The organism is Acuticoccus sp. I52.16.1, assembly GCF_022865125.1.
Classification (GTDB): domain Bacteria; phylum Pseudomonadota; class Alphaproteobacteria; order Rhizobiales; family Amorphaceae; genus Acuticoccus.
The window spans coordinates 2,379,519-2,400,058 of the sequence record NZ_CP094828.1; the positions used below are offsets into that span (position 1 = coordinate 2,379,519).

General features: G+C 69.0%; 23 protein-coding genes. 22 read left to right on the forward strand and 1 reads right to left on the reverse strand.

The annotated features are described in order from the left end of the window. Positions 1-10: 10 nt before the first annotated feature. Complete coding sequence (locus MRB58_RS10825) at positions 11-589, forward strand: hypothetical protein (protein WP_244781715.1); 579 nt, start codon at positions 11-13, stop codon at positions 587-589. Beyond that, positions 537-2,516, forward strand: a complete 1,980-nt coding sequence (locus tag MRB58_RS10830; protein ID WP_256461721.1) for a phage terminase large subunit family protein — start codon at positions 537-539, stop codon at positions 2,514-2,516. Before MRB58_RS10825 ends, MRB58_RS10830 begins: the two co-directional genes overlap by 53 nt. Positions 2,517-2,519: 3 nt before the next feature. Here the strand turns inward: MRB58_RS10830 and MRB58_RS10835 are convergent, their stop codons facing one another. Further along, positions 2,520-2,792 carry a GlsB/YeaQ/YmgE family stress response membrane protein gene (locus MRB58_RS10835; RefSeq protein ID WP_244781717.1) on the reverse strand — a complete coding sequence of 91 codons (273 nt, stop codon included), beginning with the start codon at positions 2,790-2,792 and terminating at the stop codon, positions 2,520-2,522. Between the two features lie 87 nt (positions 2,793-2,879). Here MRB58_RS10835 and MRB58_RS10840 point away from each other — a divergent pair, with 87 nt between their 5' ends. The 20 genes from MRB58_RS10840 to MRB58_RS10935 all read left to right on the forward strand — a co-directional run bounded on the left by MRB58_RS10840 (position 2,880) and on the right by MRB58_RS10935 (position 20,539). Then, on the forward strand, positions 2,880-3,095 hold the full coding sequence (locus MRB58_RS10840; RefSeq protein ID WP_371747264.1) for a phage head-tail joining protein: 216 nt from the start codon (positions 2,880-2,882) through the stop codon (positions 3,093-3,095). Positions 3,096-3,097: 2 nt separating this feature from the next. After that, positions 3,098-4,564 carry a phage portal protein gene (locus MRB58_RS10845; protein ID WP_244781719.1) on the forward strand — a complete coding sequence of 489 codons (1,467 nt, stop codon included), beginning with the start codon at positions 3,098-3,100 and terminating at the stop codon, positions 4,562-4,564. Positions 4,565-4,568: 4 nt separating this feature from the next. Continuing rightward, positions 4,569-5,573, forward strand: coding sequence for a head maturation protease, ClpP-related (locus MRB58_RS10850; protein ID WP_244781720.1), 1,005 nt, complete (start codon positions 4,569-4,571; stop codon positions 5,571-5,573). Between the two features lie 4 nt (positions 5,574-5,577). Next, on the forward strand, positions 5,578-5,943 hold the full coding sequence (locus tag MRB58_RS10855) for a head decoration protein (protein WP_244781721.1): 366 nt from the start codon (positions 5,578-5,580) through the stop codon (positions 5,941-5,943). Between the two features lie 11 nt (positions 5,944-5,954). Beyond that, positions 5,955-6,968, forward strand: coding sequence for a major capsid protein (locus MRB58_RS10860; RefSeq protein WP_244781722.1), 1,014 nt, complete (start codon positions 5,955-5,957; stop codon positions 6,966-6,968). Further along, a complete protein-coding gene (locus MRB58_RS10865; protein ID WP_244781723.1) occupies positions 6,968-7,279 on the forward strand; it encodes a hypothetical protein in 312 nt (103 codons plus the stop codon). Before MRB58_RS10860 ends, MRB58_RS10865 begins: the two co-directional genes overlap by 1 nt. 81 nt (positions 7,280-7,360) lie before the next feature. Next, positions 7,361-7,939, forward strand: a complete 579-nt coding sequence (locus MRB58_RS10870; RefSeq protein WP_244781724.1) for a DUF6441 family protein — start codon at positions 7,361-7,363, stop codon at positions 7,937-7,939. A 61-nt stretch (positions 7,940-8,000) separates the two neighbouring features. Further along, positions 8,001-8,258, forward strand: coding sequence for a type II toxin-antitoxin system ParD family antitoxin (locus MRB58_RS10875; protein WP_244781725.1), 258 nt, complete (start codon positions 8,001-8,003; stop codon positions 8,256-8,258). Next, positions 8,255-8,596: a type II toxin-antitoxin system RelE/ParE family toxin gene (locus tag MRB58_RS10880; protein WP_244781726.1), complete on the forward strand. Its 342-nt coding sequence runs from the start codon at positions 8,255-8,257 to the stop codon at positions 8,594-8,596. The genes MRB58_RS10875 and MRB58_RS10880 overlap by 4 nt, the downstream gene beginning before the upstream one ends. A 17-nt stretch (positions 8,597-8,613) precedes the next feature. Then, positions 8,614-9,045, forward strand: a complete 432-nt coding sequence (locus MRB58_RS10885; protein ID WP_244781727.1) for a hypothetical protein — start codon at positions 8,614-8,616, stop codon at positions 9,043-9,045. Positions 9,046-9,070: 25 nt separating this feature from the next. After that, positions 9,071-10,009, forward strand: a complete 939-nt coding sequence (locus tag MRB58_RS10890) for a phage tail tube protein (RefSeq protein ID WP_256461722.1) — start codon at positions 9,071-9,073, stop codon at positions 10,007-10,009. Next, complete coding sequence (locus MRB58_RS10895) at positions 10,009-10,446, forward strand: hypothetical protein (protein ID WP_244781729.1); 438 nt, start codon at positions 10,009-10,011, stop codon at positions 10,444-10,446. The genes MRB58_RS10890 and MRB58_RS10895 overlap by 1 nt, the downstream gene beginning before the upstream one ends. Before the next feature lie 29 nt (positions 10,447-10,475). Next, positions 10,476-10,673, forward strand: a complete 198-nt coding sequence (locus tag MRB58_RS10900) for a hypothetical protein (RefSeq protein WP_244781730.1) — start codon at positions 10,476-10,478, stop codon at positions 10,671-10,673. Then, the gene (locus tag MRB58_RS10905; protein ID WP_244781731.1) at positions 10,666-12,843 is read left to right on the forward strand and encodes a phage tail tape measure C-terminal domain-containing protein; all 2,178 of its coding nucleotides are present in this window, start codon (positions 10,666-10,668) and stop codon (positions 12,841-12,843) included. The genes MRB58_RS10900 and MRB58_RS10905 overlap by 8 nt, the downstream gene beginning before the upstream one ends. Next, entirely contained in the window at positions 12,843-13,469 is a 627-nt protein-coding gene (locus tag MRB58_RS10910) for a DUF2460 domain-containing protein (protein ID WP_244781732.1), read from the forward strand. Before MRB58_RS10905 ends, MRB58_RS10910 begins: the two co-directional genes overlap by 1 nt. Beyond that, entirely contained in the window at positions 13,466-14,350 is an 885-nt protein-coding gene (locus MRB58_RS10915) for a DUF2163 domain-containing protein (protein ID WP_244781733.1), read from the forward strand. Before MRB58_RS10910 ends, MRB58_RS10915 begins: the two co-directional genes overlap by 4 nt. 394 nt (positions 14,351-14,744) lie before the next feature. After that, the gene (locus MRB58_RS10920; protein WP_244781734.1) at positions 14,745-15,191 is read left to right on the forward strand and encodes a peptidase P60; all 447 of its coding nucleotides are present in this window, start codon (positions 14,745-14,747) and stop codon (positions 15,189-15,191) included. Continuing rightward, entirely contained in the window at positions 15,191-19,150 is a 3,960-nt protein-coding gene (locus tag MRB58_RS10925; protein ID WP_244781735.1) for a glycoside hydrolase TIM-barrel-like domain-containing protein, read from the forward strand. Before MRB58_RS10920 ends, MRB58_RS10925 begins: the two co-directional genes overlap by 1 nt. A gap of 6 nt (positions 19,151-19,156) precedes the next feature. Then, positions 19,157-20,233: a DUF2793 domain-containing protein gene (locus MRB58_RS10930; protein ID WP_244781736.1), complete on the forward strand. Its 1,077-nt coding sequence runs from the start codon at positions 19,157-19,159 to the stop codon at positions 20,231-20,233. Between the two features lie 18 nt (positions 20,234-20,251). Continuing rightward, positions 20,252-20,539 carry a DUF6127 family protein gene (locus MRB58_RS10935; RefSeq protein ID WP_244781737.1) on the forward strand — a complete coding sequence of 96 codons (288 nt, stop codon included), beginning with the start codon at positions 20,252-20,254 and terminating at the stop codon, positions 20,537-20,539. Position 20,540 lies beyond the last annotated feature (1 nt).

The window sequence follows — 20,540 nt, forward strand, 5'->3', positions numbered from 1 at the left end:
TTCTGATCCGATGAAGGGATTGAGCGAGCGTCAGTACGCAGCCCGGATCGGGCTCTCGCGCGGAGCCGTGCAGAAGGCGAAGTCGGCCGGCCGGCTCGTCCTGCACGACGATGGCTCGATTGACCCGGATCGGTCGGACGCGCTCCGCGCTGACACCACGGACGTGTCGAAGAGCCGGCCGGCGGAGCGGTCGACGATGAAGCGCCCGGCCGGCATGCGAGCGGTCCCGGAGGCCGCGCTGTCGGGCGTGAGCGAGACGCTGAAGGAGAACGGGCTGGCGGCGCCACCGTCCACGGGCGGCACGACGTTCCTGCAGGCGAAGACGGCGCACGAGGTGCTGAAGGCCCAGGAGCGCCGGATCCGGCTGTCGAAGCTCAAGGGCGACCTGGTTGACCGGGACCGGGCGAAGGCGATGGTGTTCAAGCTGGCGCGGGAGGAGCGCGATGCCTGGGTGACGTGGCCGGCACGCGTGGCGGCGCTGATGGCGGCCGAGCTGGGAACCGACGTCGGCGCCACGCAGAGGGTTCTGGAGAGCCATGTCCGCGCCCACCTCGAGGAGCTTGCGGAGCTCCGCGTCGCTTTCCGTTGAGATCGAGACCTTTGATGGCGCGGAAGATCTCGCGAAGGCCTGGCGCCAGGGTCTCACACCGGATCCGGCATTCACGGTCTCCGAATGGGCGGACCGGCATCGTTGGCTCTCGTCGCGAGCATCGGCGGAGCCGGGTCGCTATCGGACCGACCGGACGCCATACATGCGCGCCATCATGGACGCGCTGAGCCCGAGCCACCCGGCGCAGCGGGTCGTGTTCATGAAGGCGGCGCAAGTCGGCGCGACGGAGGCCGGCAACTGCTTCATCGGGTTCGTGATGCATCACGCGCCCGGCCCGATGCTGGCGGTGCAGCCGACGGTTGAGCTGGCGAAGCGCAATTCGCGGCAGCGGATCGACGCGCTAATCGAGGAGAGCCCGGCGCTGCGCGAGCGGGTGCAGCCGGCGCGATCGCGGGACGCTGGCAACACGCAGCTTTCGAAGGACTTTCCGGGCGGCGTGCTTGTGATGACCGGCGCGAACTCGGCGGTCGGCCTGCGCTCGATGCCGGCGCGGTACGTCGTCCTCGACGAGGTCGACGCCTACCCGGCGTCCGCCGATGAGGAAGGCGATCCCGTGGCCCTTGCCGAGGCCCGTTCGCTGACCTTCGCGCACCGGCGCAAGGTGTTCCTGGTGTCGACGCCGACCATTCGCGGCGTCAGCCGGATCGAGCGGGAGTACGAGGCGAGCGACCAGCGGCGGTTCTTTATGCCGTGCCCGCTGTGCGGCCACATGCAGTGGCTGCGCTTCGAGCGTCTGCGGTGGGAGAAGGGTCGGCCGGAGACGGCGGCGTACCACTGCGAGGACTGCGAGCAGGCGTTCGCCGAGCATCACAAGGCGGCGATGCTCGGCGCTGGCGAATGGCGGGCAACGGGCACGAGCCAGGATCCGCGGACGATCGGCTTCCACCTGTCGGCGCTTTATTCGCCGCCGGGATGGAAGTCCTGGGCGGACATCGCGCGGGACAAAGAGATGGTCGCCGGGTCGGACGAGGCAGAGCGCGTGTTCCGCAACACCGTGCTCGGCGAGACGTGGGTCGAGACCGGGGACGCGCCCGATTGGCAGCGGCTCGCCGACCGGCGGGAGCACGGGACTGCGGGGATCGTGCCCGCCGGCGGCCTGTTCCTGACGGCCGGCGCGGACGTCCAGAAGGACCGCATCGAGGTCGACGTCTGGGCGTGGGGGCGCGGGCTAGAGAGCTGGCTCGTCGAGCACGTTGTGATCGAGGGCGGCCCCGGCTCGGAAGCGTGTTGGCACGGTCTGAACGAGCTGCTCGGCCGGGCCTGGCCGCACGAGAACGGATCGTCGCTGACGATCGTCCGGCTCGCCATCGACACGGGCTACGAGACGCCGGCGGTGTACGCGTGGGCGCGGCAGGTTGGCTTCGCACAGGTGGCGCCGGTGAAGGGCGTCGAGGGGTTCAACAGGGCGAGCCCCGTCACGGGACCGACGTTCGTCGATGCGACCGTCGGTGGCAAGCGGCTGCGCAGAGGCGCACGTCTCTGGACCGTCGCCTCTTCGACCTTCAAGGCGGAGACCTACCGCTTCCTGCGGCTCGATCGCCCCGCGGCCGATGACGTCGAGGGCAGTGCATCGTTCGCGCCGGGCACCGTCCACCTCCCGCGCTGGGCGGACAGCGAGTGGCTGAAGCAGCTCGTCGCCGAGCAGCTCGTCACGGTGAGGAACAAGCGCGGTTTCGCCCGGCTCGAATGGCAAAAGCTGCGCGAGCGCAACGAGGCGCTGGACTGCCGTGTCTACGCCCGCGCCGCCGCATGGATCGCGGGCGCGGATCGATGGTCGGACGCGCATTGGCGTGAGCTGGAGCGGCACGTCGCGGCACCCGAAGGCGATGAGCAGGCGGCGCCCGCGAACACGATCCCGCGTCCCATGGCGCGGCGGCGAACGGTCCAATCGAGCTACATGCGGTGAGGCTCAGCGAAAGATCAGGCGGACGATGGCAAGCACCGCCACGGCTCCGACGAGAGCAACGAGCAGGATCAGGACCAGCCCGCCCGCGGCGAGCACGCCGGTCGCTAGCACCGCCACGATCAAGGGGAGCAGCAGCGCGCCGACCACGCCGACCACGATGTTGCGGACCTTGTTGCGGCCGCCTTGGACTGCCGATGCGAGGAACCCCGCGAGCACGCCGACCACAACGAGGAAGATCAGCCCGATCGTTCCCAGCGCCTGAAAGAACTCTTCCAATCCCGACTCCGTCAGCTTGAGGTCTTAATCCAGCTGACCGTCGCACGGGCTGACCTCGCTGCACAGGCTCCGGACGAATGGACCACCATGGCCACTCTTGAAGAATTGAGGACGCGCCGCGAGGCTCTGTTGGCCTCGCGTGCGAGCGGCGTCGCGCGCGTCAGCTACGACGGCAAGACCGTAGACTATCGCAGCCTCGCCGAGATCGACCGCGCCATCGAGGCGCTGGATCGCGAGATCGCGGCGGCCGAGGGGCGGAGGATCCTGCGCCACCTCCGCGTCGTGAGCGACAAGGGGCTCTGAGCTTGCCGCTGCTGGATGGGCTTCGGCGCCGGCTCGGCGGGCCGACGACTGCGCGGTCACGCCTTGAAGGTGCCATGGCGCAGCGACGGCTCCGCGGATGGCAGCCGCCGCTGGAGAACATCAACTCGCTGGTCGCGTCGGGCGGTCCGCGTTTGCTCGCGCGAGCCCGCGAGCTGGTTGTGACGAACGGCTACGCGGCCAACGCGTGTGAGGCATTCGCCTCCAACCTCGTCGGCGACGGCATCAAACCATCATCGCTGATCACCGATCCGGCGCTTCGCGACGAGGTCCAGCGGCTGTGGCTCGCTTGGACCGACGAGGCGGACGTCGACGGCCTGACCGACTTCTACGGCCTGCAGGCGATGGTCGCTCGCGAGATGTTCGTGGCCGGTGAGTGCTTCGTCCGGATCCGGCCGCGCCGGCTCGAGGACGAACTGTCGGTCCCGCTGCAACTGCAGCTACTTCAATCGGAGATGCTGCCGTTCGAGATGACTGAGGCGCTGGAGGGCGGGCGGCGCATTCGCTGCGGGATCGAGTTCGATGCCATCGGACGGAGAACGGCCTACCACTTCCGCCGGAGCCACCCCGGCGACAGCACCGATCACCGTGTCGGCACGTTCGAGACGGTGCGGGTGCCGGCGTCCGATGTGCTGCACATCTACCGGCCGATCGACGCGGGCCAGTTGCGCGGCCTTCCGCACGTTGCGCCTGCGATGGTGCGGCTGTTCCTGCTCGACCAGTACGACGACGCCGAGCTCGACCGGAAAAAGACGGCGGCGATGTTCGCCGGCTTCATCACGAAGACCGCGCCGGAAGAGGCACTGCTCGGCGGTGTCGAGGTCGCGGAGGACGGCACTGGTACGGTCAGCCTGGAGCCGGGCACGCTGCAAGTGCTGCTCCCCGGCGAGGACGTGAAGTTCTCGTCGCCCGCAGACGTCGGCGGCGGTTTCGAGGCGTTCCAGTACCGGACACTGCTGGCGGTCTCGGCCTCGCTCGGTCTGCCGTACCACCTGGTCACCGGCGACGTCCGGCAGGCAAACTACTCAAGTCTGCGCGCGGAGCTGGTCGAGTTCCGTCGGCGAGTCGAGCAGCTGCAGCACGGCGTCATCGCCTTCCAGCTGTGTCGCCCCGTCTGGCAGCGATGGCTCGACACCGCGGTGCTCGCCGGCGCGTTGAGGTCGACCGAGACGCCGGCCGAGCTTCGCCCGGTGCAGTGGATCCCGCCAAGGTGGGACTGGGTCGATCCGCTGAAGGACATCCAGGCGCAGGTGCTCGCCATCGAGTCCGGCCTGCTGTCGCGCCGCAAGGCGGTCGAGGCGACCGGCTACGACATCGAAGAGATCGACCGGGAGAACGCGGCCGACGCCACTCGCGCCGCGGATCTCGGCCTCGCCTACCGCACCAGCCCCGGCGAGACGCAGGGGGCGCGGGCGACGCCCCAGCAGACCCCGGACCCCAACGAGGAGTGACCGCATGCGGTCTTGGTACACGATCCGCGCCCTCGCCGAGAGCGCGGAGGTCGCGATCTATGACGAGATCGGCGCCTTCGGCGTCTCGGCGAAGGCATTCCTGGACGAGCTCGGCGGACTGCCCGATGAGCAGCGCATCACGCTGCGCATCAACAGCCCCGGCGGCTCGGTCTTCGACGCGGTCGCGATCCACAACGCGCTGAAGCGGCACCCGGCCGGCGTGACCGTCTGGATCGACGGCATCGCCGCTTCGGCCGCGTCGTACATCGCCATGGCCGGCGACGAGGTCGTCATGCCGGCGAACGCGTTCCTGATGATCCACGATCCGAGTGGCATGGTGCTCGGCACCGCCGGCGACATGCGCGCGATGGCCGAGGCGCTGGACAAGATCAAGACGAGCCTGGTGGCGGGCTACGCCGCAAAGTCTGGCGGGACCGACGCGGACATTGCCGAGCTCATGCGCAGGGAGACTTGGTTCGACGCCGAGGAGGCGGTCGCGCTGGGGTTCGTGGACCGTGTGGCCGAGCCGGTTCGAATCGCGGCGCGGTTCGACGTTGGCCGCTTCCGCAATGCGCCGCCCGAGCTGGTTGAGGAGGTGGGGCAAGTGGAGGCCATCGAAGCGTCCGACGATGATGGCGCGGCGGCGTCAGATGAGGAAGACGGCGATACCGCCCGTGCGAAGGCCGAGACCGAGCCGGAGTCCGCAGCGGCGCCGACCGAGCCCGATCCGCCGATGCCGTCCCCACATCCATCCGCTGCGGCCATCCGTTCGGAGGCGATGGCGCAAGCCCGTGCCGTCGTTGACCTCTGCACGCTCGCCGGTCTGCCGCAGATGGCGAGCCGCTTTCTTGCCGACGGCGTGCCCATCGACGAGGTTCGCGCCGCGTTGCTTGCCGCCCGCGCCGACGCTGGAGTGGAGATCGATGCGCACCACACCCAGCCCGGCCGCACGGTCGGCGCACGACCCTGGGGCGAGGTGATCGCCTCCACCTTCAAGCCCAAAGGATGAACCGATGACCGTACTGACCGAAGGCCGCCATCCCGGCGGCTTTCTCGTCTGGGAGGCGTTCCGCGACTACTGCCACGAGGTGGTGACGGTGGCCTCCGGCACGCTCGAGCCCGGCACCGTGCTCGGCAAGATCACCGCGTCGGGCAAATACGCCGCCCATGATCCCGACGCCTCCGACGGCACCGAAACTGCCGTTGCCGTCCTCTGGGGCCATGCCGACGCCAGCGGCGGCGACACGCTCGCCGTGGCGCTCGTCCGTGGCCCCGCCATCGTCAACCAGCACGATCTCGTCTTCGCCGGCACGCCGTCGGCCGGCGAGATCGCCGCCGCTTACACCGCGCTCGCCGCGGCCGGCATCATCGTGCGCTGAAGGAGCCCCTGATGGCCGCCATGGACATCTTCGAAGGCGATGCCTTCTCCATCATCGAGCTCACCCGCGCGCTCGACAACATTCCATTCAAGCCGGCGACGCTGTCCGGATCGGGGCTTTTCGCGGACCGCGGCGTGCGCTCCCGCACAGTCGTCATCGAAAGCCGCGATGGCACGCTCTCGCTGATCCCGTTCTCCGAGCGCGGATCGGCCTACGAGCAGCAGGTCCCCGAGCGCCGTGACGTGCGCGCCTTCGTCTGCCGGCAGTTCAAGAAGCAGGACGTCATTTGGGCGTCGGAGATCCAGGGCATCCGCGCCTTTGGCTCCGACAGCGAGACCCAGCAGGTCCAGGGCGAGGTCGCACGCCGCCTTCGCCGCCTCCGGTCCGACGCCGAAGCGACTTTCGAGTACCACCTCCTGAACGGCATCCAGGGTCTGGTGAAGGATCCGAAGGACGCGTCGACGGTCGTCAACTACTTCACCGAGTTCGCGATCACGCCGTCGGCCGAGGTCGACTTCGATCTCGACAACGCGACGCCTGCCTCCGGTGCGCTCCGCAAAAAGTGCCAGTCGCTGATCGAGAGCGTCGAGGAGGGTCTCGGCGGGCTCGCCACCGGCTCCGTCATGCTGCGCGCCGAGTGCGGCTCGTCCTTCTTTGCGGATCTCGTGGCGCACAAGGAGGTGCGCGAGACCTACCTCAACACGGCGGCGGCTGCCGATCTGCGGAGCCGTGTTGCGGACGAGGTCAGCTTCGGCGGGATCACCTTCCGGCGCTACCGGGGCAACGCTGCTTTCGGCGTGCCGGCGGACAAGGCGTTCTTCTATCCCGAGGGCGTCGAGGGCCTGTTCGAGATCTACTACGCCCCAGCCGACACGTTCGAGACCGTCAACACGCTCGGCCTGCCGCTCTACGCCCGAGCCATCCCCGATCGAGACCGCGACGAGTGGGTGCGGCTCGAGATCGAGAGCAACCCGCTCCCGATCTGCACCCGGCCGCAGGCGCTCCGGACCGGCAAGCGGACCTGATGAGCGCGCTCGCCGCCGCGTTCGACGCGATGTTCGCCGACCCCAACGTTGGGCGGGACGCTGTCTACACGCCCGCGGGCAGCGAGCCTGTCCCGGTGCGGATCGTGCCCCGCCGAGCCGACACGATCAGCGAGTTCGGCGAGGCGCGGGTGTGGTCGGAGACGGTCCGCCTCGACGTCCGCGTCAGCGCAGTCGCCGAGCCGCGTCCTGGCGACGGCTTCGAGATCGATGGCGAGGCCTTCGTCGTCCAGGGCGAGCCGGTCCGCGATCGCGAGCGGTTGGTCTGGACAATTGAGCTGCGGCCGGCATGAAACTCGATCTCAAGGTCGTCCCCGATCTCGCGACGCTGATGGCGGAGGAGATCGAAGCGGCCGAACGCGCGGTCACCACCGGTGTGGGAGAGAGAGGTCGGCGTTCGGCTGAAGGGCAACTGGCGGGCGCAAGTCGTCGGGGCGGGTCTCGGCCCGCGGCTTGGCAACACGATCCGCAGCGAGCGGTATCCGAAGCAGGGCACGAGCATCCGAGCCGCCGCGCTCGTCTGGTCGAAGGCGCCTGTCATCGTCGGTGCCCACGACCGGGGCGCGACGATCCGGCCGAGGTCGGGCCTTTGGCTCGCCATACCGTTGCCCGTCGCGCGGGAGCGCATTCGGCGTGGGCCTCTGACACCGTCCATCTGGGAACGCAAGACGGGGACCAGCCTGCGCATTGTGCGGCGTCGATATGGGCCGAGCTTGCTCGTCGCGGATAATGTCCGGGTGACGAAGTCGGGACGGATCCGGTCGAACGTCACCCGGCGGAAGGACGGCACGACCTACAGCCGGCTCGCCGGCCGATCGTCCGCCCCGATCTTCCTGTTGGTGCCGCAGGTTCGCCTGCGAAAGCGGTTGGATCTTGATCGCGACGCGCGAGCGGCCGAGGCGGCGCTGCCGGGCGCGATTGTCTCCAACTGGGTCGAGGGGCGGCTCAGCTGACGATCACTATGGCCACCTCAGTCTCGTTGGCATATATTGCCATCCAAGTTGGAGGCTTCCCATGGTGACCCGCAACGTCGTGCTGACCGAAACGCAGTCCGCCCTTCTCGACAGGTTGATTGATGAGGGGCGGTACCAGAACGCGAGCGAGGCGATGCGGGCAGGTTTGCGTCTCCTCGAGCGCGAGGAAGCCGAAATGGGTGAGTTGCGAGCCCGAGTCGAGCGCGGTCTCGACGAGGCGCGCCGCGGCGATCTCGCCGAAGGCTCTGGCGAAGATGCGGTCCGCAGAGCGTTCGCCCGCGCCCGCTCCGAGGCGTGACCACGAAGCCGTGGCGGCTGACGCGGCAGGCGGAGGCCTCGCTGACCGACATTGCTCGGTGGACGATCGACACCTTCGGAACCCGCCAGGCCGACGCGTACGAGGCCGATCTCATCGACCGCTGCACCGCGATCGCGAACGGCTTGGCGGTGTCACAGAGCTGCAGGGCGCTGATCGATCTTAACCTGCCCGAAGACCTGCGCTTCGCACGCGCCGGCCAACACTTCATCGTCTTCGTCGAGGACCCCGAGCAGGTGATCATCCTCGATTTCCTCCACGCCCGCAGTGACCTTCCCGCGAGGCTGGAGCGCTTGAACACTCGCTCCAGCGAGCGCTGATCCCTTCAAGGAACCTCGTGTCGGCCCGTGAACACATCCTGCAGGCGCTGCTCGGCGCCCTGCAAACGATCTCGTCCGCCGCCGCGCTCCGCGGCGAAGTCCTGCCAGAGCGGGTGCCGCCGGACGACGGGCTGCTGATCCTCCGAGATGGCGATCCGGGCGACCCCGACGTGACGCTTTCGCCGCGGACCTACCACTACGAGCACCGGGCGGAGGTCGAGGCTATCGTCGCGCCGCGCCAGCCGACCGACCGGGACGAAGCGCTCGACGATCTTCTCACCGCCCTCGGCACCGCGATCGCGGCGGACCGTACCCTCGGCGGCCTCTGCGACTGGATCGAGGCGAGCGCGCCGCGGCCGGTCGATCTCCCGGTCGAAGGCGCGCCGACGATGAAGGCGGCGATCGTCCCGATCACGCTGACCTACTCCACGGCCGACCCGCTCGGCTGAACCCTTTCGCACAAGGACAAACCCTATGGCACGCGCGATTGGAGCGCGGGCGCAGATGGCGCTCGCGTTCGAGAGCGTCTACGGCACCGCGCCCGCGAGCGGCTTCCACCGCATGCCGTTCGCGAGCTCGACGATCGGGTCGGAGCAGCCGCTGCTCAACTCCGAGCTTCTCGGCTACGGCCGCGATCCACTCCCGCCGGTGAAAGACGCGGTCACGGCTGACGGCGATGTCGTCGTCCCGATCGATGCCGAAGCCTGGGGCGTCTGGCTGAAAGGCGCGTTCGGCAGCCCAACCACAACCGGCACCGGCCCCTACACGCATGAGTTCCGGTCCGGCTCCTGGACGCTGCCCTCGATGGCGATCGAGACGGCGATGCCGGACGTGCCGCATTTCGCCATGGCGACCGGCTGTGTCGTCGATCGCCTCACGTGGCAGATGCAGCGCTCCGGCCTGCTCACCGCCACCGTAGGCCTGATTGCGCAGGGCGAGGCGGTCGCATCGAGCACCGGCGCAGGCGCGCCGTCGGATTGGTCGCTGAAGCGCTTTGGCCACTTCGCCGGCTCGATCAGCCGTGACGGTTCTGCCCTCGGCAACGTCGTCTCGGCGGAGGTCACATACGCCAACAACATCGACCGCATCGAGACCATCCGCGCGGACGGTCGCATCGACGGAGCCGACCCGTCCATCGCCGCGCTCACGGGCCGGCTCGATGTCCGTTTCGCCGACCAGACCCTGCTCAACCAGGCGATCAACGGCACCGCCGCCGAGCTGACCTTCGCCTACACGCTCCCATCCGGAGAGAGCTTCGAGCTCGTCGCCCACGCCGTCTACCTGCCGCGCCCGCGGCTGGAGATCTCCGGGCCGCAGGGCATCCAGGCGAGCTTCGACTGGCAGGCCGCGCGCGACCCCGTCGCCGGCCGCATGTGCACCGCAACCCTCGTCAACGACATTGAGGAATACTGATGCTTCGTCTCGATCTTCATCGCGAGCCGTTCTGGCTCGACCTCGCCGCCGGCGTCCGTGTCTGCCTCGCACCGCTCACCACCGCGCTGATGGTCTCTGCGCGCAACGACCCGGCCGTCCACGAGATGCCGGACGACGCGCCCGACGAGGACCGCGCGCTGGCTTACGCCAAGGCCATCGCGCGCCGCGCGCTTCTCGGCTGGGAGGGCGTCGGCGATGCCGATGGCGAGCCGGTCGACCCGACCTTCGACGGCATCGATGCGCTGCTCGATCTCTATCCCGTCTTCGAGGCCTTCCAGCTGAAGTACGTCAACAAGGGGCTCCTGCTCGACGCGGAAAAAAACGGCTCGCAGCCCTCGCCGAATGGCACTTCGGCGGCGGGCAAGAATACTGCGACGCCTGCCCGTCGCCGTGCCAAGAGTGCCCGGGCCGCCTGAACCTGCCGCAGACGATCGAGGGCTGGCAGGTGTGGGATCTGGCCCAGCGCATGGGCGGGCAGGTTCGTGTCGTACCCCGCGGCGTCGTCGGCTGGGACATGACCGCGGCGCTCGCCATGGCTGAAGCGCTCGGCGTCAGCGCGCTTGCCGCCGCTGAGATGCTGCCGGCGCTGGAGGCCGCAGCGGTGACCGCCATCACCAAGCAGATCGGATCGGAGAATGGCTGAAAAGCGCGTCAGCGTCCGCCTCGCTGCCGTCGGCGGACGCCAGGTGAAGGCCGAGCTGCAGGGCATCGGCGACACTGGCGGCAAGGCATTCGGCCGGCTCTCGCGCGAGATGGAGGCGGCGAATGCGCGAATGGCGTCGTTCGCCCGGGCGGCCAAAGTCGGTCTCACCGCAGCCGCGGCAGGGGCGACGGCCTCGCTCGGGCTCATCGTGCGGTCCGCCGCTGAAAGCGGCGCGCAGCTTCGCCAGTTCGTGCAGGTCGCTAACACCACGCCCGAGGGCTTCCAGCGTTGGTCGGGTGCCGCACGGACGGTCGGCATCGAGCAGGAGAAGCTCGCCGACATCCTGAAGGACGTGAACGACCGCGTCGGCGACTTCCTCCAGACTGGCGGTGGGCCGATGGCCGACTTCTTCGAGAAGGTCGCGCCGAAGGTGGGCGTCACCGCCGATCAGTTCGCGCGCCTGTCCGGTCCCGAGGCGCTGCAGCTCTACGTCGACACCTTGAAGCGTGCCGGCCTGTCGCAGCAGGAGATGACGTTCCACCTCGAGGCGATGGCCTCGGACGCGACGCGCCTTCTGCCGCTGCTGCGCGACGGCGGTGCGGAGATGCAGCGGCTCGGCGATCGCGCAACCGATCTGGGAGCCGTGCTCGATGCCGACGCGCTCAAGGCATTGCAGCGGACCGAGGTCGTACTCGACACGATGTCGCTGGTGATGGAGGGGCTGCGCAACCGGATCGCCGTCGTGGCGGCCCCGGCGGTCGAAGCGCTCGCTTCGGCCTTCGTCTCGCTGGCGTCGGCTGGCGGCATCGTTCGCACCGCCATCGAGACCATCATCGGCAACCTCGGCCGGCTCGCGACGTACGCCGCCACGGCTGCAGCGTTCTTCGCCGGACGCTGGGTCGCGGGAATGGTGGCGGCTGCGGTATCAGTGCGCGGCTTGGCTACGGCACTGGTCGTCCTCAGTGGCGCGCTGATCCGGACCGGCATCGGCGCGCTGATCGTCGGGGCTGGCGAGCTGATCTACCATTTCGGGCGCCTCGTCAGCAGCACGGGCGGCTTCGGCAACGCGCTATCGCTGCTCGGCGATGTGGCGACCGAGGTGTGGGAGCGCATCAAGGCGGGTGGCCGCGCGCTGGCGCTCGCGCTTCAGTCGGTCTGGGCGTGGATCGAGGCGGGCTGGCTCTCCGTCATGGAGCGGATCCAGAAGAGCTGGGCCGAGCTGCTGCACCGCCTGGCCCGCGGGCTCGACGGGCTCCCCGGGTTCGACGAGACGACGCTGCGGGTCCATGGCGCCGCAGTCATGGCGACGTCGGGCTTCTACGAGCTCGAGCTCGCCGTCGGCGAGGCAGACAAGCGCGCAAAGGACTTGGCAGCATCCGCGTCGGAAGCCGCCAAGGCCGCCACCGCGCCGCTGACGTCCCTGGCAGCACTCGGACAGACCGCCGAGGCGGCCGGCGCCGACAGCGAGGCGTCGCTGGAGCGCGCGGCGAAGGCAGCGGAGAACCTGAAGGATGGCGTGGCACAGACCGCCAAAGCGGCGAAGACCGCAAAGCGCGAGGTCGCCGAAACCGCCGAGGTGGCGAAGACCGGCTGGAGCCAAGCGCGGGACGCGCTGACCGACTACGCCAAGCAGGCCATGGCGCTAGGCAGACAAGTCGGCGATACGCTGGTCAGCGCGTTCCGTAGCGCCGAGGAGGCGTTCGCCGAGTTCGTTCGGACGGGCAAGATCGACTTCCGCAGCCTCGTCAGCTCGATGCTCGTCGACATGGCGAAGGTGGCGGCGCAGCGGTTCATCTTCGGGCCGCTCTCGAATGCGCTCTCGGCCGGTATCGGTCGCCTCGGTTCGGTGTTCGCCGGCGTTTTCCACGACGGTGGTATCGTTGGACGTCCGGGACCGATGCGACTCGCGCCGTCCGCTGCGTTCGCTGGAGCGCATCGGTATCACGCCGGCGGTGTCGCCGGGCTGCGGCCCGACGAGATGCCGGCGATCTTGCAGCGCGGAGAGCGAGTGCTTTCGCGTCGCGAGACGGCGGCGCTCGATCGGGAGCGTGGAGCGGGCGGCGTGAACGTCACCATTGTCGCCAAAGACGCGGAGAGCTTCCGCCAGTCGCGCACGCAGGTCGCCGCGGACGTCGCTCGCGCGGTGGCGCTTGGACGGCGGGGGCTTTGATGGCGTTCCACGAGGTCCGCTTCCCCGAGGACATCAGCCGCGGCGCGCGCGGCGGACCGCAGCGGCGCACGCAGATCGTCGAGCTGGCTTCTGGCGCCGAGGAGCGCAATGCCAGCTGGGCCAACTCGCGGAGGCGCTATGACGTCGCCTACGGCATCCGCCGCGTCGACGACCTCGCTGCTGTCGTCGCGTTCTTCGAGGCACGCAACGGACGGCTCTATGGCTTCCGGTTCAAGGACTGGGCGGACCACAAGTCCTGCACGCCGTCTGGGACACCCGGGCCCACCGATCAGCTGATCGGCATCGGCGACGGCGAGCAGACCGAGTTGCAGCTGACGAAGGCGTACGCGTCCGGCGGCCACAGCTGGGTCCGTGCGATCACCAAGCCAGTGTCCGGGACGGTCCGCATTGCCCTCAATGGCGCCGAGCAGATGAACGGCTGGTCCGTGGATGCCGGCACCGGGATCGTCACATTCGCCCCCGCGCCAGCCGACGGCGTCGCCATCCGCGCCGGCTTCGAGTTCGACGTACCCGTCCGTTTCGACACTGACACTTTCGACGTGACCCTCGACATCGAGCGGCTCGGCTCGATCACCTCCATCCCGCTCGTGGAGCTCCGCCGATGAAGGCGATCTCACCTGAACTGCAGGCCCATCTCGACGAGGGCACGACGACGCTCGCTTGGTGCTGGTGCATCGTCCGGTCCGACGGCGAGACGTTCGGCTTCACCGACCACGATCGCACACTGACCTTCGACGGCACGGCCTTCGAGCCAGAGAGCGGTCTGACCGCATCTGAGATCCGATCCGGCTCCGACCTGTCGGTCGATGCGCAGGACGCCGAGGGTGTGCTGACGTCCGACCGGATCACCGAGACCGACATTCTGGACGGACACTGGGACAACGCGGCCGTCGAGGTCTGGCGGGTGAACTGGGCGGATGTCAGCCAGCGCGTCCTGATGCGTCGCGGCTCCGTCGGCCAGATCCGGCGCGGCCGTCTCGCGTTCGTCGCCGAGGTGCGCTCGCTCGCCCACGTCCTTGGCCAGACCGTCGGCCGGACGTACCAGGCTACCTGCGACGCTGCGCTCGGCGACGCGCGGTGCCGCGTGGATCTCGACGAGGCCGCCTACCGCGGATCGGGGGCCGTGGTTGATCGCCTGCGCGACCGAGCCTTCACGGCCTCGGGAATCGGCGCGTTCGAGGTGGGCTGGTTCGTCCACGGCACGGTCCGATGGACCAGCGGTGCGAACGCAGGGCGCCTAGCGGAGATCATCGCCCACGATGTGACCGAAGGGCTCGTGACGATCACGATGCTCGAGGCGCCGGTGCGCGGCATCGCCGAAGGCGACGCGTTCGAGATCCGCGCCGGCTGCGACAAGCACATCGCCACCTGCGCGGCGAAGTTCGCCAACGTCGCGAACTTCCGCGGCTTCCCCTACATCCCTGGGCAGGACACCGTGGTCCGCTACGCCACCACCGACGGCGGCCACGAGGGCGGCGTTCTGTGACAGCACCGAGCCGGACGATCTGGGATGCGCTCGTCGCTCTCGCAGCGACAGCGCTTGACGTTCCGGTCGCTGAGGTGGGTGGACCAACGCGGGGTCCGGCGCGCGCTGCGCTCGCCCGGCAGCTCGCATTCTACCTCGCCGTCACGACACTCGGGTGGACCGCGTCAGTTGCCGCACGTGTCGGCGAGCGCGACCGTGCCTCCGTGAGGCATGCGCTGGCGCTCGTGGAGGATCGGCGCGACTGCCCGCGGTTCGATGCCATGGTCGAACGCCTCGAAGAGGCGGCGCTCGCGGTCGGAGGCTTGGCTGGGGTTGCTGACAGCGTGCCAGGTCTGCCGGTCATCGGCGCGAGGACCTCGCGAGCGTCCGCTATCCCTACGGGCACGGTCAGCCGATGACGGCCGCCACAGACTCCATGTGCGTCGTAGCAGCGGCGCGGTCGTGGCTCGGCACGCCATATCACGATCAGGCCAGCCTGAAGGGCGTCGGGTGTGACTGCCTCGGCCTCGCGCGCGGCGTCTGGCGGGAAGTCGTGGGGTCGGAGCCGTTCCCAATCCCGCCGTACAGCCGAGACTGGGGCGAGACCGGCCCGGTCGAGGTCCTGGCGGAGGGCGCCCGCCGGATGATGCCCGAGATCGATCCGGCATTCGCCGAACCGGGTGCGCTGCTTCTGTTCCGCATGCGCTCGTGCGCGATCGCGAAGCACGTCGGCATCATGACGGCGCCCGACCGCTTCGTGCACGGCTATGAGCGGCTCGGTGTGATCGAGCAGGCGCTGACCCCTGTCTGGCGGCGCCGCATCGCGTTCGCATTCCACTTCCCGGCTCGGGATTCTGGCTGATGGCGACACTCGTTCTCGGCGCTGTCGGCACCGCCATCGGCGGCGCCGTCGGCGGGACCGTCCTCGGCCTTTCCGGCGCGGCCATCGGCGGCATCGTTGGGTCGACGGTCGGCTCTGTCATCGACAGCTGGCTCGTCTCGCAGCTGGCACCGACGCAGCGCATCGAAGGGGCGCGGCTCGACAGCCTGCGCATCACCTCGTCCACCGAAGGCGCCGTCATCCCGCGACTCTACGGCCGCATGCGGATCGGTGGCAACATCATCTGGGCAACCGACTTCCGCGAGGACACGGAGACGTCCATCCAGGGCGGCGGCAAGGGTGGAGGGCCGAAGGTCAAGACAACCGAGTACCTGTACTACGCATCGTTCGCCGTGGCGCTGTGCGAGGGACCGATCACCGGCATCGGCCGGGTATGGGCCGACGGCAAGCTGATGGATCTCGCTGACGTCACCTGGCGCTGGTACCCGGGCGACGAGACGCAGGAGGCGGATCCGTTCATCGCCACCACGATGGGCGCCGAGCCGACGCCGGCCTACCGCGGCACCGCCTACGTGGTCTTCGAGGAGCTGGCGCTGGACCGATATGGCAACCGCCTGCCGCAGCTCTCGTTCGAGGTGTTCAGGCCCATCGCCGATCCCGACACCGCAGAGGGCTGCGTCGAGGCCGTCACGCTCATCCCGGCGTCCGGTGAGTTCACCTACGCGACCGAGCCGATCCGCAAGGGCGGCAACGGAGAGACCGTCGCCGAGAACCTGAACGCGCTCACCGACACGACCGACATCGTCGTCGCGCTGGATCGGCTGCAGGCAATGGTCCCGGCGGTGAAGAGCGTGTCGCTCGTCGTCGCGTGGTTCGGCAACGACCTGCGGGCGGGCGAGTGTCAGGTGCGGCCCGGTGTTGAAGTCCCGGCGAAGGAAACGACGCCGCTCGCTTGGTCGGTGAATGGCATCTCGCGCCCCGAGGCGCACCTCGTCAGCCGGGACGATCAGGATCGGCCGGTTTACGGCGGCACGCCGGCCGACTTCGCCGTCGTCGAAGCGATACGAGAGATGAAGGCCCGCGGCCTTCGGGTGACGTTCTACCCGTTCATCCTGATGGACGTCCTGCGGGGCAACACACTGCCGAACCCCTACAGCGACAACGCCAGCGAGGTGGGGCAGCCGGCGTTCCCCTGGCGCGGGCGGATCACCTGCTCGCCCGCGACCGGACATGTCGGCAGCGTCGATCAGACCGCGGCAGCGGGCGCTCAGGTGGCGGCGATGTTCGGCAGCGCGGCAGTCAGCGACTTTGCGATTTCGGGCGACACGGTCAGCTGGACCGGAAGCGCGGGCGATTGGGGGCTTCGTCGCATGGTGCTGCACTACGCGCACCTCTGCGCGGTCGCCGGCGGTGTCGACACCTTCCTGATCGGCTCGGAGATGCGCGGGCTCACCACCATCCGGGATGGGGCAGCGAGCTTCCCCTCCGTCGATGCCTACCGACAGCTAGCATCTGATGTGCGATCGATCGTCGGCGCGGGCACAAAGGTGAGCTACGCCGCCGACTGGTCCGAGTACTTCGGCCATCAGCCCCCCGACGGATCCGGGGACGTCTTCTTCCACCTCGATCGACTTTGGGCGGACGGCAACATCGACTTCGTTGGGATCGACAACTACGTCCCGCTTTCGGACTGGCGCGATGGCTTCGAGCACGCCGACGCCAACTCCGCCCCGGCGATCTACGATCGCGCGTACCTGCAGGCCAACATCGCCGGCGGCGAGGGCTTCGATTGGTACTACGCCAACGCTGCCGACCGCGCGGCGCAGATCCGCACGCCGATCACCGACGGCGCAGGCAAGCCGTGGGTCTTCCGCACCAAGGATCTCGAGGCGTGGTGGTCCAACGAGCACTTCGATCGCCCGGACGGGACCGAAGCCGCTTCCCCGACGGATTGGATCCCGCGATCGAAGCCGATCCGCTTCACCGAGTTCGGCTGCCCGGCGATCGACCGCGGAACCAACCAGCCGAACGTCTTCTTCGACCCGAAGTCGTCGGAGAGCTTCCTGCCGTACTTCTCGCGTGGTTGGCGGGACGATGCGATCCAGCGCGCCTACCTCGAAGCGACCGTCCTCTACTGGCTGGATCCGGCCAACAATCCGTCGTCGCCGGTCTACGCCGGCCCGATGGTCGACGTGCCGGAGAGCGCCGCATGGACGTGGGATGCCCGGCCGTACCCCTTCTTCCCGGAACTCGCGGACGTCTGGACCGACGGCGCCAACTGGCGGCTCGGGCACTGGCTGACCGGACGTCTCGGCTCCGTTTCGCTCGCTGCGCTGGTGCGGCACCTTTGCCTGCGCGCCGGCATGCCGGAGGAGCGCATCGACGTGTCCGGCCTCTGGGGTTCGCTCGAAGGCTACACGATCACGGCGCTGGAGAGCCCGCGGGCGTCGATTGGCATGCTCGCTCGGCACTTCGGCTTCGACGCGAACGAGAGTGAGGGCGTCGTCCGCTTCCTCATGCGCGGCCGGCAGGCGTCCGCGACCGTCGCGCCCGATGATCTCGTCGCGCCCGCGGAGGCGTCGGACGTGTTCGAGCTGACGCGCGGCCAGGAGACCGAGCTGCCGCAGGCGCTGAAGTGGCAGGTCGCACGGGCGGACGAGGACTATGATGGCGCGCTCGTCGAGGCGCGACGCGTCACTGTCGAGTCCGCGCGCATCGCGTCTGAAGCGTTCCCGATGGCGGTGCCGCCTGAGGAGGCTGAGCGGCGTTGCCGGCGCGCGCTGATGGAGGCATGGACCGGGCGCGAAGGCATCGTGCTGCGGCTGCCGCCGTCGCGTCTGGCGCTCGATCCGGCGGACGTCATCGCGCTCGAACACGACGGCCGGCGCATGGACTTCCGGATCGCGTCCATTGCCGATGCCGAGGCGCGTGGCGTCGAAGCTGTTGTGCAGGACCGCACGAACTACGATCTCCCACCGGGTGAACCCCGACCTGCGGCGCCGAGCCAGCTTCCCAAGTTCGGTGCGCCTGACATCGTGTTCCTGGATCTTCCGCAACTCACCGATGACCACGTCGCGCACCATCCGCTCGTCGCGGCGTACGCGAAACCCTGGCCAGGCCAGATGGCCGTCTGGCGCAGTCCGGCCTCGGACGGGTTCGAACTCGTCACGATGTTCGGACGGCGTGCGCGCCTGGGCGTCCTTGTCGACGACCTCTATCCGGGTCCGACCTCGCGGTTCGACCTCGGCAACGCGCTCGTGGTCGATCTCCGCCTCGGCTCGCTCGAGGGCGTGACCAACGTCGCGCTGTTCGGCGGTGCCAACGCGCTCGCCGTCGAGGCGTCGCCTGGTGTCTGGGAGATCGTCCAGGCGGCGGACGCTGAGCTGATCGCACCCAGACGCTACCGGTTGACCCGGCTGTTGCGCGGCCAGCGTGGCACCGAGGCAGCGATGGGATCGCCTGCGCTGGCCGGGTCACGCGTCGTAGTGCTCGACGCCAATCTGGCCCCGCTGCCGCTCGGCGAGGCCGACATCGGCCTCCCTTGGAACTGGCGCGTCGGCCCGGCGAGCCGCCCGCCCAGCGACGACACCTACGTCGCCCGCTCGTTCGCGCCCTCCGGCGCTGGGCTACGACCGTTCTCCGTTTGCCACGTCGAGCAGCCATGGCGGACGGCGCGGACGCCCGGCGACCTGACGATCCGATGGACGCCCCGATCGCGGGCGCTCGCCGCCGACAGCTGGAACGGCGTCGATGTTCCGCTCGCCGAGGAGACCGAACGATACGAGGTCGAGATCCTCGACGGCACCGAGATGAAGCGGACGCTGACGACTGGCTCGACCAGCATCCTTTACTCGGCTGCGCAGCAGACCGCCGACTGGGGTGCTCTGCTCGGTCCCGGCGACAGCCTCCACGTCCGCATTTTCCAGCTGTCGGCCGTGGTCGGCCGCGGCGCGCCCCAGTCCGTCACGCTGTTCCTCTGAAGGCCCATGTCCGATAGCTCGACCCACCTCCTGCTGCCCTACCTTCTGGCGTCGCAGGCGCAGAAACACGTCACCCACAATGAGGCGCTGCGGCTGCTCGACGGACTCGTGCAGCTCTCCGTTCTCGATCGGGATCTTGCCGATCCTCCCGGCAGCCCAAGTGATGGTGACCGTTACATCGTCGCGAGTGGCGGCGCCGGTGCATGGAGCGGGTGGGACGCCAACGTGGCGTACTACGTCGACGGAGCGTGGATGCGGCTCGTGCCGCGTGCGGGCTGGCGCGCGTGGGTCGAGGACGAGGGCGTGCTGCTGGTGTTCGACGGATCCGTCTGGATCTCCTCCGCGCCGACTGAACTACAGGCGCTCACACGGCTCGGCCTTGGCACCACCGCGGACGCGACGAACCCCTTCTCGGCGAAGCTGAACGCGGCGCTCTGGGCGGCACTGACGGACGCCGAGGGTGGCGACGGGACCCTTCGGATCACGCTCAACAAGGAGAGCGCAGCCGACAGTCTCGCGCTGCTCCTGCAGTCCGGCTTCTCCGGCCGCGCCGAACTCGGTCTCGTCGGTTCCGACGACCTCACACTCAAGGTCAGCGCGGACGGCAGCAGCTGGCACGAGGCGCTTGCCGTCGACCGAACCTCGGGGAGCGTCAGCGAGCCGAACCGCCCGCGGTTCAAGGCGTACACGAACTACGACAACTACGTCCCGCTCACGACGTGGACGAAGATTGCGATCAACACCACCGAGGCGAACGACCAGAACGTCTTCGATGCAGGCACCAACGTGTTCACCGTACCCACGGACGGCACTTATCTCCTCGGCGCTTCGTTGCTCTACAAGGTCAATGGCAGCCTCTCGTCGCGGATGCGCGGGCGTCTCGTCCTTAACGGAGCGACCGAAATCCGCGGCTCGCTGGGCGAGATCTCGGGGACGCACGTCTCGAACGCGACCGCGATCTGGCTGCAGACGATGGCGCTGCTGTCCGCCGGCGATACCGCCGAGCTGCAGGCCTACTTCCGCGGCGCCGACGGCTACGTCGCCGCCGACCACACCACCTTCTGGGGCACCAAGATCGGATGAGAGGGCAGGCTCACGACCATGCCGACGACACGCACACCCGACCACGTCACGCTGCCGAAACCTGAGTTCGAGCAGCTTCTCGAAACCGCCGCGGAGAAGGGCGCACGAAAAGCGCTCGCTGATGTTGGTCTCGAAGGCGAGACAGCCGCGGCGGACGTTCGAGATCTCCGCTCGCTCCTCGACGCGATCAAGGTCGTCCGCAGCACCGCCCTTCAGACTGCGGTGCATTTGATCGTCACCGCGATCCTTCTCCTCATGGTCCTCGGCGCTGCCATCAAGCTGAAGCTGTTCGGCGACGGATCATGAG